This window comes from Amycolatopsis sp. NPDC024027 (genome assembly GCF_040638975.1).
Lineage (GTDB): Bacteria > Actinomycetota > Actinomycetes > Mycobacteriales > Pseudonocardiaceae > Amycolatopsis.
This window is the reverse complement of sequence record NZ_JBEZYY010000002.1, coordinates 344,767-358,728: the sequence shown is the minus strand read 5'-3', so window position 1 is coordinate 358,728 and position 13,962 is coordinate 344,767. Positions and strand designations below refer to the sequence as shown.

Sequence of the window (13,962 nt, the reverse complement as noted above, 5' to 3'; positions counted from 1 at the left end):
TCTAATACCACTCGAGTTGTCCACCGCCTGTGGACAACTCTGTGCACAGGTGTGGAAAGGCCCCGCCGAACGTCCGTTCGGCGAGGCCGCCACTAGCCCTTGTGGTGTCAGGCGCCCGCGGGCACCGGAAGTGGCATGCCGGGCAGGCTCTGGTCGTTCGGCACCACGCCGTCGACGAGGTAGGCCTCCACGACCTTGTCCACACCCGCGTTGCCGCCGGCGTAGATGCCGTGGTCACCCTCGCCGGTGATCGTCAGCATCCGCGAACCCGCGAACGCCTTGTGCGCGCGCCGCGCGCCCTCGATCGGCGTCGCCGGGTCGTGCTCCGACTCGACGATCAGCACCGGCGGGACACCCTTGCCGTCCAGCACCGGGAGCGGGGCCGGCGGCTTCTTCCAGAACAGGCACGGCTGGATGAACCAGCCGGCACCCAGGAGCGGCAGCTGCTGGTCGATCAGCTTCTGCGAGTCCTTGATGGCGCTGTTGGGCGAGCCGGTCCACGGACCCTCGTTGCACGGGATGGTCCAGAAGCTAGCGTCGTAGGAGTCGCCGTCGGCCGGCACCATCAGCGGCTGCGGGCCGTAGGTGACCGTGCTCTTGTCGCCGGCCTTGACCTTCTGCGCGGCCGCGGACTTGGCCTGCGCCGAAGCGGTGCCCTGGGTCAGCGTGCGGACGCTGACCAGGTAGTCGGCCAGGCCGGGGAAGGCGCGCTTGGAGTAGATCTGCGACGCGATGAACGAGTCGAGGCCGTTGGCCGAGACGGTCGAACCGTCGGGCAGGGTGACCGCGCCCTGGGTCAGGGCGTAGCGCACCTGCTCGTAGGTCTGGCGGGCCGCTTCGCCGGTGGTGCCGAAGTGGTAGAGCTTGTCGTACTTCGCCACCCACGGGAGGAAGTCGGCCCGGAAGCGGCGCTCGAAGCCGAGCGGCTGCCAGTCGAACGACTTCTGCCAGGTCGTGGTGAACTCCGTCGAGGAGTCGAGGACGAACCGGCCGGTGCGGGCCGGGTAGGCCTGCGCGTAGTGCGCGCCCATCCAGGTGCCCGCGGAGTAGCCGACCCAGTTGATCTTGTCGCGGCCGAGCAGCACGCGCAGCAGGTCGATGTCCTTGACCGTCTGGTCGGTGTTGATCAGCGGGCCCAGCTCGCCGGACTTCTGCTGGCAGGACAGCGCCGCGTACTTCGTCGCCTGCAGGATCAGGTTCAGGTTGCCGCGGTCGCGGTCACGCGGGTCCAGGTCCGACCCGGTCCCGATGGCGCCGCCGCAGGTGATGTTGGTGCTCTTGCCGGTGCCGCGCGGGTCGAAGCCGACGATTTCCTGGTGCTCGCGCAGCTTCGGCTGGTTGCGCAGGCGGGCCGGGAAGTTGCGGCCGGGCGCGCCGGGGCCGCCGGGGTTGGTGACGACGCTGGCGGTCGCGTCCTTGGTCGCCTTGAGCCGGCTGACCGCGATGGTCAGGTCGATCTGGGCGTTGGCCTGGTACCAGTTGCGCGGGGTCTTGTAGGTCGCGCACTCCATGTCCTCGGCACCCGCGGGCGGGGCCGTCGGCAGCTCGGAGGGGACAGCGCACTTGTGCCAGTCCAGCTTCTGGTTCGCGTACTGCGCCGGGATGTTCGTGGAGTTCAGCGGCTGCTTACCGGCCGCGACCTCCTGACCTGCGAACGCAGGCGTGAACCCGGCCAGCAGGGTGCCGGCGATGGCCGGGATCACCACCGCGTAGCGGAGTCGTGTCATACGGTTGCCCCTTTTGGGTTTGCGCGTGCGGAGTCGGGCTATTGATATAGGGCCCGCGGGGGTGGGGCAACCGACGTTGGTCGGCATCGGCGACCGGGGCGATCAAATCGATATCGGACAGACGTGACGCGCCGTCACCGAGGTCATAAGGTCAGGCAGTCGGTTACGGGAGTGTTAGGTGAGGTCCGATGTCGACTGTGAAGCACGACGGAAAGGTGCGCGGGTTCCAGTTCAGCCCGTGGAACCTGCTCCTGATCGTCCCGCTGCTGGTCCTGGTCACGCCATTGTTCAACATGGACGGTCCACGGTTGTTCGGGATGCCGTTCTTCTACTGGTTCCAGTTCCTCATGGTCGGCGTCGGGGTGCTGAGCACCTGGATCGTCTACCTGATGACGCGGGACAAGCGGACCGTTGACGCCCCGGACAAGCTGAGCGTCGAAGACCTGGACGAGGGGGACGCTCGATGAGCAACCTGCAGTGGCCCGAGCTGATCATCTTCACGATCCTGTTCGCCCTGGTCACCGTGCTCGGTTTCATGGCGTCGCGCTGGCAGCGCGGCAGCACGCTGGACCACCTGGACGAATGGGGTCTCGGCGGCCGCAAGTTCGGCTCGTGGATCACGTGGTTCCTGCTCGGCGGTGACCTCTACACGGCGTACACGTTCGTCGCGGTGCCCGCGCTGGTGTTCAGCGCCGGCGCGCTGGGCCTCTACGCGCTGCCGTACACGATCGTCGTCTACCCGATCGTCCTGCTCCCGGCGCTGCGGATGTGGTCGGTTTCGCGGGTGCGCGGCTACGTCACCCCGGCCGACTTCGTGCGCGGCCGCTTCGGCTCGCCGATCCTCGCGCTGCTGGTCGCGATCACCGGCATCGTCGCGACCATGCCGTACATCGCCCTGCAGCTGGTCGGCCTCGAAGCCGTGCTGCGGACGATGGGCATCAACGGCTCCGGCATCGTCGGGCACCTGCCGCTGCTGGTCGCCTTCGTCATCCTGGCCTTTTACACCTACCAGTCCGGCCTGCGGGCGCCCGCGCTCATCGCGTTCGTCAAGGACATCCTGATCTACATCGTGATCCTGGTGGCGATCATCTACCTGCCTTCGAAGCTGGGCGGCTGGTCGCACATCTTCGACACGGCGGCGAAGAAGCTCGGCACCCCGAGCCCGGCCACCGGCAAGCCGGCCGGGTCGATCCTGCTCACGGCCAACAACCAGCTGCAGTACGCGACGCTGGCACTGGGCTCGGCGCTCGCGCTGTTCCTGTACCCGCACTCGCTGACCAGCGTGCTGGCCTCGCGCGGCCGCAGCGTGATCAAGCGGAACATGGTCGCGCTGCCGGCGTACTCGCTGGTGCTCGGCTTGCTGGCGCTGCTCGGGTACGTGGCGATCACGGCGGGCGTCAAGCCGCTGACGAACGCGGCCACCGGCAAGGCGGACGGCAACACGATCGTCCCGGTCCTGTTCGACAGCCAGTTCTCGTCCTGGTTCGCCGGCATCGCCTTCGCCGCGATCGGGATCGGCGCCCTGGTGCCGGCCGCGATCATGTCGATCGCCGCCGCCAACCTGTGGACGCGCAACATCTACAAGGAGTACATCCGCAAGAACGCGACACCGCAGGAAGAAGCGAAGCAGGCGAAGCTCGCTTCGCTGGTCGTGAAGCTCGGCGCGGTCGCCGTCATCATCCTGATCGACCCGCAGTTTTCGATCGACCTCCAGCTCATCGGCGGCGTGCTGATCCTGCAGACGTTGCCGGCCGTGGCGCTGGCGCTGTACACGCGCTGGTTCCACCGCTGGGGCCTGATCGCGGGCTGGATCGTCGGCATCGGCTGGGGCCTGATCATGCTGTACGGCATCCCCAACCCGGCCAACGGCAAGCAGCACTTCGGCGGTTCGGCGCTGTCACTGGGCAATCTGTCGCTGTTCGGCTGGCACCCGTTCGCGGGTTCGGCGGTCCAGATCTACGTCGGTTTCGTGGCGTTGATCGGCAACCTGGTGATCGCGGCGATCGTGACGGTGATCGCCCGGCGGATGAAGGTGTTCAACGGCACCGACGACACCGAGCCCGCGGACTACCACACCGACGAGCACGACAAGAACCTGCGCCCGATCGGTGTCCACTAAGGACTGTTGCGGCGGACCAGCGTCCGTGACACGAGGTAGAGCACCACGCCGGTGAGCAGGTGCCAGAGGAAGTGCGTGCCGGCCGGGACGTAGACGCACACGTCCCGGTCGAGCCCGCGCAGGCTCAACGAAAGCGCGAAGATCGCGCCCGCCACGGCGAAGTGCGTCCAGTGGGCGTCGCGCGTGAAGGCGAGTACGGCGGCGAAGACGCCGAGGCCGACGAGAGCGCCGAGGTAGAGCCCGCCACCCAGCAACGCTGAGACGAGGGTGAGCGCGAGGAACACCGGCGCGGCGACCCACGCCCAGCGCGGGCCCCAGTTTTCGCGGGTGAACAGCACGGCGTACACGGCCGCGAAGAGCAGGAGAGTGCCCGAATCCCCGACGGCCGCCCAGCGCGTCGCGAGCAGGTGGAAGACGGTGCTCGCGACGAAGACGAGCCCGATCAGCCCGGCGAGCACCCGCCCGGTCCGATCCCCGTTGGCCAGCCGCCACACGAGCACGGCGACGACGAGGAAGGCGAGGTTGCTGAGACTGTTGAGCGGCTCACCCCAGAGCCCGGGCGCAAGGCGTTCGCAGTACCCGTCGACGTAGTCCGTCACGCCGACAGCCAACCAGGGATCACCGGGACTCGGCCAGGCGCTGCTCCAGGAAGGACCGCTGCGGCCCGGAACAGGGCAGGGCCGGCGCCCGCCGGTAGCGCCGCGCCGCCTCGTCGAAGTCCCCGGCCCGCCGGGACAACGCCCCAGCGCGGCGGACCACGGCAGGTGCCCGGCGAGTTCGGACCGCAGCGCGTCCACCTCGGCGATGCCGGCGCGGGGCCCGTCGACCTCGGCGAGCGCGATCGCCCGGTTGAGCCGCACGACCGCCGTCGGCCGGACGAGCAGCAGGTCGTCGTACAGCGCCAGGATTCGCCGGTGGTCGGGTTCGGCCGTGGTGTGGCACAGCGCGATGGCCGCTTCGACGTGGAACGCCGACAGTTCGGGCCCGGCGCACGACCGCTCGAAGGCCTGCGCGCCTTCCCGCACGAGTTCGCCGTCCCAGCGGCTCCGGTCCTGTTCGCCGATCGGCAGCAGCTCGTCGCGCGCCGGCAGCCGGCTGGCCTGCAGCAGCTGCAGCGCCGGCAAAGCGCCGACGCGCGGCAGGTCGGTTCGCGCGTCGGCGGTCAGCAGCCGGGTCAGCCGGACCGCCTCGGCACACAGCTCGCGGCGCACCACCCGCTCGCCGGCTGTGGCCTGGTAGCCCTCGTTGAACAGCAGGTAGAGCACGTCGAGCACACCGTCCAAGCGTGCCTCCAGCGGCTCCGGCACTTCGACCGCTTCGCCGGACTCGCGGAACCACTTCTTCGCGCGCACGAGTCGTTGCGCGACCGCGGATTCCTTCGCCAGCAACGCTGTCGCGATCGCCTCCGGCACGTCCCCGGTCAGCAGCGGCAGCTTCGCGCGCAGCGTCTTCTCGCGGCGCACGACGTCGAGCGCCCGATTGCGGGCGACCCGGAAGAGCCAGCCGTGGGGGTTGGCCGGCACGCCGGAGACCGGCCAGCTGCGCAAAGCGAGTTCCAGCGCGTCGGCCAGGCAGTCTTCCGCGAGGTCCAGCCGGTCCGGGCCGAGCGCCCGGGTCAGGGTCGCGAGGATCGGTCCCGTGCTGTGCCGGAACAGCCGCTCGACCACCCCGGCCGGGGTCATCGCAGGTGGGGCTTCCCGGGCGTCCTGGTCGGTCAGCGCGATCTCGTGCAGCACGAACCGGCCGATCCCGTCCTCGGCGATCGGGTGCTTGAGGAACAGCTTCGCCGCTTCAGCGAGGCTGTCGGCTCGAACGACGATGTCGCCGGCGATCACCTCGCTCGACTCCGTGAACGGCCCGCAGCTCCTCCTGCCAGGAACAAGGCGCCACGGAATCGACACGGCTAGCGTGAAGCCCATGAGCGACGTGAGCCGGTTTCCGGTGGTGGACCTCGAAGACCTGCCCGACGACCTGCGTGAACGCGTCGGTGCGATCGCGGAGAAGTCGGGCTTCGTGCCCAACATCTTCCGCGCGCTCGGCCACCGCCCCGCCGAGCTGCGTGCGTTCCTCGACTACCACGACGCGCTGATGGAACGCACCGACGGCCTCACGAAGGCCGAGCGCGAACTGGTCGTCGTCGCGACCTCCGGCGCGAACCACTGCACCTACTGCGTCGTCGCCCACGGTGCCATCCTGCGCATCCGCGCCAAGGACCCCGAGCTGGCCGATCGCGTGTCGAGCAACCCGTGGCAGGTGGAACTCGGCGAACGCGGCCGCGCGATCGTCGACCTGGCACTGGCGCTCGCCCGGGACTCCGCGCTGTTCGGCGAAGGCGACCTCGAAGCCGCGCGCAACGCCGGCCTGACCGACGACGAGATCTGGGACGTCGGCGCGATCACGGCGTTGTTCGCGATGTCGAACCGCCTCGCCCACCTCACCGCGCTCCGCCCGAACGCCGAGTTCTTCCTGCTGGGCCGCGTGCCGCGCTAGAACTCCAGGCGCCAGAACTGCTGGACCAGCGCCGGCCCGAAGCCGTCGTGCGGCTCTTCCTCGACGAGCTGGAACCCGGCGGCCCGGTAGATCGCGTGCGCGGCGGTGAGCACGGACATCGTCCAGAGCTCCATCGCCCGGTAGCCGTGCGCCTTGGCGAACTCGACGCATTCGGTGACCAGCCGCTTGCCGACGCCGTGCCCACGGGCCAACGGCTCGAGCAGGAGCAGCCGCAGCTGCGCGGTGCCGTCGTTCTCGCCGCGCTGGCAGCCGATGCTGCCGACGCGCTCGCCGTCGAGTTCGGCGATCCAGAACGCCTGCTTGGGGTCGTCGTGACGGTCGGCGAAGCCGGCGGCCGCACGGGCGACGAGCGCCTCGAACCGGGCGTCGAAGCCGTACTCGCGGGCGTAGAGGGCGCCGTGCCGTTCCACCACCCAACCGAGGTCACCCGGTCGTGGCGGGCGGAGGACGAGGGCCGGATCGCGGCGGCGGTCACCGACCAGGTCGCCGATCGTGTGCATCGCGGCCAGCAGGCGTTGCTGGTCTTCGTCGGCGAAGCGGCGTAGCAGCCCGCCGATCTGGTCGGTGGAGCGGCGGTTCAGCACCGCGAAGGCGTCCCGACCCGCCGCGGTGGGCCGCACGAGCTGGCGGCGGGCGTCCTCCTCGGACCGTTCGCGCACGATCAGCCCGCGGGACTCGAGCCGCGCGAGCAGCCTGCTGGCGTAGCCGGCGTCGAGGTCGAGACGTTTCCGCAGGTCCGTCACCGGCAGCGGGTCCTGGTGGGCGAGCTCGAAGAGCACGCGGGCTTCCGGCAGCGAGTACTCGGCGTCCGCCGGTCCTTCGTCGAGCACACCGATGACACCGGTGTAGAGCCGGTTGAAGGCCCGGACCGCGCCTACCCGCTCGGCCAGCTGAGCTTCGTTCATTGACCACCTCAACAAGTTCGTTGACGAAGTCAAAGATTACTGCGGCAAGCTCCGCCGGCAAGGGGTTTTCGGGGAAATGGGAAACCCCGCGATGCTGCCAGGTCGGGGGTCCGCCAGCATCACGGGGTCGTAATGGGTATCGACACCTCTTCGGGTGGCGTTACAGCGTGAGCACGATGTGGCCTAGGTCACTCGAATGGGCGACCGCCACGGGGTGAAGAGATCAGCGCATGTAGCCCGAGCGAGCCTGCGCGATCGCGATGAGTTCCTGACGGACCGTCGCGGTGGCGGCGGTGTCGATCGCCCGGTTCAGCGCCCGGCGAGTGCGAACCTCGGCGCGACGGGCACGGAGCTTGGCGGCGATGTTGTTCATCGGTTTCTGCATCCCCTTCGAGGGTCTTGGTGGCTGTGCTTCTAGTATGCACCTTTTTTCACAAGGAATCCAACGAACGTCCGGTGATGTGGCGCACTCGCCGATGAATCATCGGCAAACTCGGGCATTTGCCGGAGAGATTCAGGGTGGCCGCAGTCACGTCAAAGCAACCCGCTACAGCTCTCTAGAGTTATCTATCGAATTCACTAGATAGTCGTAGCGACGCGCATAGACCGGAAGAAAGCCGTAAAAGCCCAGGTCAGTCGCGGCTGAGCAGGTAGTGGCCGAAGTGCGGGACGGTGAAGGCGATCTGCCCCCGCTCGGCGGAGTACACGAGGCCCTTCTTCATCAGGCTGTCGCGCGCCGGCGACAGCGACGACGGCTTCCGCCCGAGGAACACGGCGACGTCGGCGGTGCCGGCCGGCTCGTCGCGGCCCTGGGTCAGCGAGGCCATCGCCTGCAGGTACTCCCGCTCGGCCGGCGTCGCGCGCTCGTAGCGCGACCCGAAGAAGCCGACCGCCAGCTCCGACTCCGCCTCGGGCGCCGCGACCTGGACGTCCTTGACGGTGATCGGGTCGGACGGCGCCGCGTCCCAGGCCGCCTTGCCGTAGGCCTGGATGAAGTAGGGGTAGCCGCCGGACGCGTCGAACAGCGCGTCGAGGGCTTCCGGCTCGATGCCGGCGTCCTCGCGCTCGATCGGCGCCATCACGGCGAAGTCGGCGTCCTCGCGGTTGAGCCGGTCGATCCGCGCGTACCGGAAGAGCCGCTCGGAGTAGGACTTCGACGCCGAGAGCACCGCGGGCACGTGCGGCAGCCCGGCCCCGACGACCACCAGGGGCGCGCCGGACTGGGACAGCTCGTGGCAGGCCGCGCACAACGCCGAGACGTCGTCCGGCTGCAGGTCCTGGATCTCGTCGATGAGCAGCGCGACGCCGGTGCCGACGTCCGCGGCCAGCTCGGCGACGTCGGTGAACAGCTCGACGAGGTCGATCTCGATGTCCCCGGAGTCGGCCCGCCCCTGGGCGGCGGGCACGTCGATGCCCGGCTGCCACCGGTCGCGCAGCTTGGCGTCGGCCTTGTTGGCCCGCAGCGCGAACGCCTTCAAGACCCCGAGCACTTCTTCGACCCGGTCCGGCGCCCGGTGCCGCACGGCGAGGTCCCGGATGGCCCGGTGCAGTGCGGCCGACAGCGGCCGCCGCAGCTCCGCGTCCGGCCGGGCCTCGATCTTGCCCGCGCCCCACTTGTGCCGCACGGCCATCGCGCGCAGCTCCCCGAGGAGCACGGTCTTGCCGACGCCACGCAGCCCGGTGAGCACGAGACTGCGTTCGGGTCTCCCCCGCGCCACCCGCTCCAGCACCACTTCGAAGGCTTTGAGCTCACGCTCGCGCCCGGCCAGCTCGGGCGGCCGCTGCCCGGCGCCCGGCGCGAAGGGGTTGCGGATGGGGTCCACTCTGCCAAGTTATCGGCGTTTCTAGGGTGAGCCCGATATTCCGCCATAGACGGCTAGGCGTGTCGCCGAGGTTCGACCGGTCGGCCCAGGCTGTGCCAGGGTGGCGAGGTGACCGGCTTCGAGGTGGGTGCCGCGGTGACCGGCACGGTCTCCGCGATCCCGCGGCCCGGCGCCATCGGGCTGTTCGTGGAGCTCGACGGCGAGCGGCAAGGCTTCGTCGACGTGCTGATCCTGCCGCGGCGGCCGGAGTCGTGGCCCGCGGTCGGCACGAAGACGACGTTCGAGGTGCTGGCCGGCAGGTCCGGGCAGGTGCGCTTGTGGCCGCTGGATCCGGAGTTCCGGTCGGGGCCCCTCGACAACGGGGTTTCGGACGAGCAGTGGCGAGCGCGCAAGGCACGCCACCCGGTGGGCACGGTCCTCACCGCGGAGGTGAGCGACGTCTACGTCGGCTCGTACCTCGTCCGGTACGAGGGCGGCTGGTCGCTGCTCGAAGACGACGAGGCGTTGCCGGAGGTGGGCACCCGCGCCGCTTACGAGGTGATCCGCCACCTCGACACCACCCGGCGCACGCTGCTACGGCCGAGTACATAGAGACGAACAGGTCTGCAGCCCTGCTCGTCCCTACCCCCAGTGCGCCTCTTACGACGCGCCACTAGTCACTGAGGTTCCGTTCCGCGTAGATCTTCATCGCGTCGCGGACGAATTCCGCTTCTCCGCCTTCGAGCCCGTAGCGCGAGTCGTCGACGTACAGCTGTCCGAGGCCCGCGAAGTAGCCCTTCGACACGGTCGAGACCGCCGGTCGCAGCCACTCGTGCAGCCGTCGCGTGATCGTCTGGACCTCGTCGGAATCCGGCGTCGAACCCGAAGCCCGCGCCGCGCCGAACGCCGCCGCGATGTCGAGCTGCTCCTGCTGGTGGGCCTTCTTCTCCTCGGCCGGCAACGAACTCCACCACTGATCACCGTGCCGGTACGCGTCAGCGCCCCAGCGCGAAGTCACTTCCTTCTCGTACTTCGTGTGGTCGAAGCCGTCGAAGACTTCTTCTGCCATCAGTCGTTCACCTCCCTTCAGTTTCCGGAGGGTCGTGCGGACCGACTCGATCTGCCGTCCGATCCGCCGCTGCTCCTGTTCGAGCAGCTCCAGGTGGGTTTCGAGCGCCGCGGCGCTGTCGCGCTGCCCGTCGAGCACCTCGGCGATGGCCGGCAGCCCGAGACCGAGCTCGCGCAGCAGCAGGATCCGCTGCAGCCGGACGAGCGCCTGCTCGTCGTAGTAGCGGTAGCCGTTGCCGCCGATCCGGCTGGGCTCGAGCAGGCCGACCGCGCCGTAGTGGCGCAGCGTCCGGCTCGTGGTCCCGGCCGAGCGGGCGATGTCCTGGATCGACCACTCCATGACTTCGACGATAGAAGTTGACGCAGCGTCAAAGTCAACCGCTAGAGCCTTATAAGACTTTCTAGCGTCAGGACTATAAAGCCGCAGAAAGGCCGATGAGGATTCGAGCACGGGCCGAGCGGGCACCCACGGAGTAGGTTCGACCAGGCAGCGGCCCGTACGAGGAAGGCTATGACCGTGATACTCCGTCGAGTGGCTCGTCCCCTGCTCGCCACGATCTTCGTGACGGGCGGGATCAATGCGCTGAGGCAGGCCGAGGGCCACGCCAAGGCGGCGGAACCGTTCCTCAACAGCGCGTTCGAAAAGTACGGCGACGTCGTGCCGGCGCAGATCCCCCGGGACCCGGTGACGCTCGTCCGGATCGACGCCGCGGTGAAGATCGGCGCCGGCCTCGCGTTCGCGGCCGGCAAGGCCCCGCGGCTCGCGGCCGGGCTGCTGCTCGGCAGCCTGGTGCCGACGACGCTCTCGACGCACAGCTTCTGGGCCATCCAGGACCCGGGCGAGCGCCAGCAGCAGCAGATCCAGTTCTTCAAGAACGCGAGCCTGGCCGGCGGCCTGCTGCTCGCGGTCAGCGACACGCACGGGAAGCCGTCGGCGGCTTGGCGGGCCCGGCACGCCGCGAAGGACGTCGGCGCCGCGGCCGGAAAGCTGAGCCGCAAGGCCGAGAAGCGCGCGAACAAGCTCGCGAAGCGGGCGCAGAAGGCGCTTCCCAACTGACGACTGACGCTTGTACGCGTAAGTGCCACCCTCGGGTGGCACTTACGCGTACAAGCTACTTCTCGAGGATCGCGGTGACGCCCTGGCCGCCGGCCGCGCAGATGGAGATCAGGCCGCGGCCGGACCCCTTCTCGTGCAGCAGCTTCGCCAGCGTTGCGACGATCCGGCCGCCGGTCGCGGCGAACGGGTGCCCGGCCGCCAGCGACGAGCCGTTGACGTTCAGCTTCGCCCGGTCGATCGCGCCGAGCGGCTCGTCCAGGTCCAGCTTCTCCTTGGCGAACGCCGGGTCCTCCCATGCTTTGAGCGTGGCCAGTACCTGCGACGCGAACGCCTCGTGGATCTCGTAAAAGTCGAAGTCCTGCAGCGAGAGCCCGGCCCGCGCGAGCATCCGCGGCACGGCGTAAGCGGGCGCCATCAGCAAGCCTTCGTCGCCGTGGACGTAGTCGACGGCCGCGGTCTGCGAGAACGTCAGGTAGGCCAGCACCGGCAGCTTGTGCGCCTTCGCCCACTCGTCGGTGGCGAGCAGGACCGTGGACGCGCCGTCGGTCAGCGGCGTCGAGTTGCCCGCCGTCATCGTGCCGTCCGGGCCGCCGAAGGCCGGCTTGAGCTTGGCGAGCTTCTCCGCGGTCGAGTCCGGGCGCAGGTTCTGGTCGCGCGCGAGCTTGAGGAACGGCGTCACGAGGTCGTCGAAGAACCCGCGGTCGTAGGCGGCGGCGAGCTTCTGGTGGCTGCTCGCGGCCAGTTCGTCCTGGGCCTCGCGGGTGATCTCCCAGACCTTGGCCGTCAGCGCGGCGTGCTCCCCCATCGACAGCCCGGTGCGGGGCTCCTCGTTGCGCGGGATCGCCGGGACGATGTGCCCGGGCCGGATCTTCGCGACGAGCTTGAGGCGGTCGCCGAGCGTCTTGGCCGCGTTGAGCTGGATGAGGATCTGGCGCAGGTCCTCGTTGACGGCGAGCGGGGCGTCGCTCGTGGTGTCGACGCCCCCGGCGATGGCGGAGTCGAGCTGGCCGAGCGCGATCTTGTTGGCGACGTTGACGATCGCCTGCAGGCCGGTGCCGCACGCCATCTGGACGTCGGACGCCGGCGTCGCGGGCGAAAGCTTGCTGCCCAGCACGCTCTCGCGGGCCAGGTTGAAGTCCTTCGAGTGCTTGAGCACGGCGCCGGCGGCGACCTCGCCGATCACCTCGCCCTGCAGCGAGAAGCGGCTCACCAGACCGTCGAGGGCGGCGGTGAACATGTCCTGGTTCGAGGCCTTCGCGTACGGCCCGTTGGACCGCGCGAAGGGGATCCGGTTGCCCCCGATGATCGCGACCTTGCGAACGGCAGGCGTTTTCTTCGGCGGCATGACTTCCACCTCTCTGGTCGTGTCCCTCACACTGTAACCTACTAGCGAGTAGGTTAGACTGCGACGTGACGCAGACTGCACGGGAGGCAACCGATGGCTGACAGGTACCAGCAGTTCACGAAAACCCCGGTGGGGAAGTTCGTGGTGCCGAAGCTCGGCCTGCCCAACCCCGCCACGCTGCGCCGGTACCGGCCCGGGCAACCCGCCCTCGAGGGTCCCGCACTTCTGGGCGCCGCGCCCGGCGGACGGCTGGAGAAGACCCTGCGCGACCAGCTGGCCGACGCCGGCATCGAGGTGATCACCACCGCCGCCGACCGGCACGCGGCGCTGGTCTTCGACGCCACCGGCGTCACCGACCCCGCGCGCCTGCGCGAGGTCTACGACTTCTTCCACCCGGTGATCCGCAGCGTCGGCCCGTCCGGCCGGGTCGTCGTCCTCGGCACCCCGCCGGAGCAGGTCGAGGGCCGCGAGCGGATCGCCCAGCGCGCGCTCGAAGGCTTCATCCGTTCGGTGGGGAAGGAGCTGAAGCGCGGCGCGACCGCCCAGCTCGTGTACGTGGCCGACGGCGCCGAAGAGGCAACCGACTCGACGCTGCGCTTCCTGCTCTCGGCGAAGTCGGCGTTCGTCGACGCGCAGGTGATCCGGATCGGCACCGAGGGCAAGACGGCGTCTCCGCCGGCGAACTGGGAAAAGCCGCTGGACGGCAAGGTCGCGCTGGTCACCGGTGCGTCCCGCGGCATCGGTGCGGCGATCGCCGAGGTACTGGCCCGCGACGGCGCGCACGTCGTCGCGCTCGACATCCCCGCCCAGGGCGGGGACCTGTCGAAGGTGGCCAACAAGGTCGGCGGGTCGTCGCTGCAGCTCGACATCACTTCGCCGAGTGCGCCCGCGAAGCTCGCGGAGTACCTGAAGGAGCGGCACGGCGGCGTCGACATCGTCGTGCACAACGCGGGCATCACGCGCGACAAGACGCTGGGCAACATGAGCGAGAGCGCGTGGGACTCGGTGATCGCCGTGAACCTCGCCTCGCAGCTCGCGGTGAACGACAAGCTCCTCGCCGATCGCGTGCTGAACGAGAACGGCCGCATCATCGGCGTCTCGTCGATCGCGGGCATCGCCGGCAACGTCGGCCAGACGAACTACGCGACGTCGAAGGCGGGCGTGATCGGCATGGTGAACGTCGGCGCGCCGCAGCTCGCGGCCTACGGCGGCACGATCAACGCCGTCGCGCCGGGGTTCATCGAGACCAAGATGACCGCGGCCGTGCCGCTGTTCATCCGCGAAGCCGGGCGGCGGCTGTCCAGCCTCGGCCAGGGCGGCCTCCCGGTCGACGTCGCGGAGACGATCGCCTGGTACGCGAACCCGGCGTCGGCCGCGGTGAACGGCAACGTGGTCCGCGTCTGCGGCCAGGCCCTGCTGGGGGCCTGA

Annotated in this window: 13 protein-coding genes and 1 pseudogene; 6 read left to right on the top strand and 8 right to left on the bottom strand. The window is 69.5% G+C overall.

Going from position 1 to position 13,962, the window contains the following annotated elements; all coding sequences use genetic code 11:
- Positions 1-107 precede the first annotated feature (107 nt).
- Positions 108-1,727, bottom strand: a complete 1,620-nt coding sequence (locus AB0F52_RS06585; RefSeq protein ID WP_360165276.1) for an alpha/beta hydrolase — start codon at positions 1,725-1,727, stop codon at positions 108-110.
- A 188-nt stretch (positions 1,728-1,915) separates the two neighbouring features.
- On the opposite strand from AB0F52_RS06585, the gene AB0F52_RS06580 reads away from it, so the two are divergent.
- Together AB0F52_RS06580 and mctP are read left to right on the top strand one after the other, a co-directional pair.
- On the top strand, positions 1,916-2,194 hold the full coding sequence (locus AB0F52_RS06580) for a DUF3311 domain-containing protein (RefSeq protein WP_360165273.1): 279 nt from the start codon (positions 1,916-1,918) through the stop codon (positions 2,192-2,194).
- Positions 2,191-3,846: a monocarboxylate uptake permease MctP gene (gene mctP / locus AB0F52_RS06575; RefSeq protein ID WP_360165270.1), complete on the top strand. Its 1,656-nt coding sequence runs from the start codon at positions 2,191-2,193 to the stop codon at positions 3,844-3,846. Before AB0F52_RS06580 ends, mctP begins: the two co-directional genes overlap by 4 nt.
- Here mctP and AB0F52_RS06570 read toward each other — a convergent pair.
- Both AB0F52_RS06570 and AB0F52_RS06565 read right to left on the bottom strand, forming a co-directional pair.
- Positions 3,843-4,445, bottom strand: coding sequence for a hypothetical protein (locus AB0F52_RS06570; protein WP_360166590.1), 603 nt, complete (start codon positions 4,443-4,445; stop codon positions 3,843-3,845). The two genes, mctP and AB0F52_RS06570, sit on opposite strands and share 4 nt — an antisense overlap.
- Before the next feature lie 453 nt (positions 4,446-4,898).
- Positions 4,899-5,528 (bottom strand): annotated as a pseudogene (locus tag AB0F52_RS06565) (DUF6596 domain-containing protein); the annotation flags it as partial.
- 235 nt (positions 5,529-5,763) lie between these two features.
- Here AB0F52_RS06565 and AB0F52_RS06560 point away from each other — a divergent pair.
- Positions 5,764-6,336: a peroxidase-related enzyme gene (locus tag AB0F52_RS06560; RefSeq protein WP_360165267.1), complete on the top strand. Its 573-nt coding sequence runs from the start codon at positions 5,764-5,766 to the stop codon at positions 6,334-6,336.
- Here the strand turns inward: AB0F52_RS06560 and AB0F52_RS06555 are convergent.
- From AB0F52_RS06555 to AB0F52_RS06545, 3 genes are all read right to left on the bottom strand, one after another.
- A complete protein-coding gene (locus AB0F52_RS06555) occupies positions 6,333-7,262 on the bottom strand; it encodes a helix-turn-helix domain-containing GNAT family N-acetyltransferase (protein ID WP_360165264.1) in 930 nt (309 codons plus the stop codon). The two genes, AB0F52_RS06560 and AB0F52_RS06555, sit on opposite strands and share 4 nt — an antisense overlap.
- A gap of 223 nt (positions 7,263-7,485) precedes the next feature.
- Positions 7,486-7,635 carry a hypothetical protein gene (locus AB0F52_RS06550; RefSeq protein WP_167379635.1) on the bottom strand — a complete coding sequence of 50 codons (150 nt, stop codon included), beginning with the start codon at positions 7,633-7,635 and terminating at the stop codon, positions 7,486-7,488.
- 259 nt (positions 7,636-7,894) lie between these two features.
- Positions 7,895-9,085 (bottom strand): ATP-binding protein, encoded by a 1,191-nt coding sequence (locus tag AB0F52_RS06545; protein WP_360165260.1) that lies wholly within the window; start codon positions 9,083-9,085, stop codon positions 7,895-7,897.
- A 108-nt stretch (positions 9,086-9,193) separates the two neighbouring features.
- Here AB0F52_RS06545 and AB0F52_RS06540 point away from each other — a divergent pair, with 108 nt between their 5' ends.
- A complete protein-coding gene (locus AB0F52_RS06540) occupies positions 9,194-9,676 on the top strand; it encodes a hypothetical protein (protein ID WP_360165257.1) in 483 nt (160 codons plus the stop codon).
- A 61-nt stretch (positions 9,677-9,737) separates the two neighbouring features.
- Here the strand turns inward: AB0F52_RS06540 and AB0F52_RS06535 are convergent, their stop codons facing one another.
- Positions 9,738-10,472 carry a MerR family transcriptional regulator gene (locus AB0F52_RS06535; RefSeq protein WP_360165254.1) on the bottom strand — a complete coding sequence of 245 codons (735 nt, stop codon included), beginning with the start codon at positions 10,470-10,472 and terminating at the stop codon, positions 9,738-9,740.
- Between the two features lie 171 nt (positions 10,473-10,643).
- Here AB0F52_RS06535 and AB0F52_RS06530 point away from each other — a divergent pair, with 171 nt between their 5' ends.
- Positions 10,644-11,189 (top strand): DoxX family protein, encoded by a 546-nt coding sequence (locus AB0F52_RS06530; protein ID WP_360165251.1) that lies wholly within the window; start codon positions 10,644-10,646, stop codon positions 11,187-11,189.
- A 55-nt stretch (positions 11,190-11,244) separates the two neighbouring features.
- Here the strand turns inward: AB0F52_RS06530 and AB0F52_RS06525 are convergent, their stop codons facing one another.
- Positions 11,245-12,534 carry an acetyl-CoA C-acetyltransferase gene (locus tag AB0F52_RS06525; RefSeq protein ID WP_013230941.1) on the bottom strand — a complete coding sequence of 430 codons (1,290 nt, stop codon included), beginning with the start codon at positions 12,532-12,534 and terminating at the stop codon, positions 11,245-11,247.
- 93 nt (positions 12,535-12,627) lie between these two features.
- Between AB0F52_RS06525 and AB0F52_RS06520 the strand changes: the two genes are divergently transcribed.
- Positions 12,628-13,962, top strand: coding sequence for a 3-oxoacyl-ACP reductase (locus AB0F52_RS06520; RefSeq protein ID WP_360165247.1), 1,335 nt, complete (start codon positions 12,628-12,630; stop codon positions 13,960-13,962).

Coding starts and splice junctions, on each gene's coding strand:
- AB0F52_RS06555 (WP_360165264.1), bottom strand. CDS start 7,262: ATGAACGAAGCTCAGCTGGCCGAGCGGGTAGGCGCGGTCCGGGCCTTC.
- AB0F52_RS06580 (WP_360165273.1), top strand. CDS start 1,916: ATGTCGACTGTGAAGCACGACGGAAAGGTGCGCGGGTTCCAGTTCAGC.
- mctP (WP_360165270.1), top strand. CDS start 2,191: ATGAGCAACCTGCAGTGGCCCGAGCTGATCATCTTCACGATCCTGTTC.
- AB0F52_RS06535 (WP_360165254.1), bottom strand. CDS start 10,472: ATGGAGTGGTCGATCCAGGACATCGCCCGCTCGGCCGGGACCACGAGC.
- AB0F52_RS06560 (WP_360165267.1), top strand. CDS start 5,764: ATGAGCGACGTGAGCCGGTTTCCGGTGGTGGACCTCGAAGACCTGCCC.
- AB0F52_RS06530 (WP_360165251.1), top strand. CDS start 10,644: ATGACCGTGATACTCCGTCGAGTGGCTCGTCCCCTGCTCGCCACGATC.
- AB0F52_RS06520 (WP_360165247.1), top strand. CDS start 12,628: ATGGCTGACAGGTACCAGCAGTTCACGAAAACCCCGGTGGGGAAGTTC.
- AB0F52_RS06525 (WP_013230941.1), bottom strand. CDS start 12,534: ATGCCGCCGAAGAAAACGCCTGCCGTTCGCAAGGTCGCGATCATCGGG.
- AB0F52_RS06585 (WP_360165276.1), bottom strand. CDS start 1,727: ATGACACGACTCCGCTACGCGGTGGTGATCCCGGCCATCGCCGGCACC.
- AB0F52_RS06550 (WP_167379635.1), bottom strand. CDS start 7,635: ATGAACAACATCGCCGCCAAGCTCCGTGCCCGTCGCGCCGAGGTTCGC.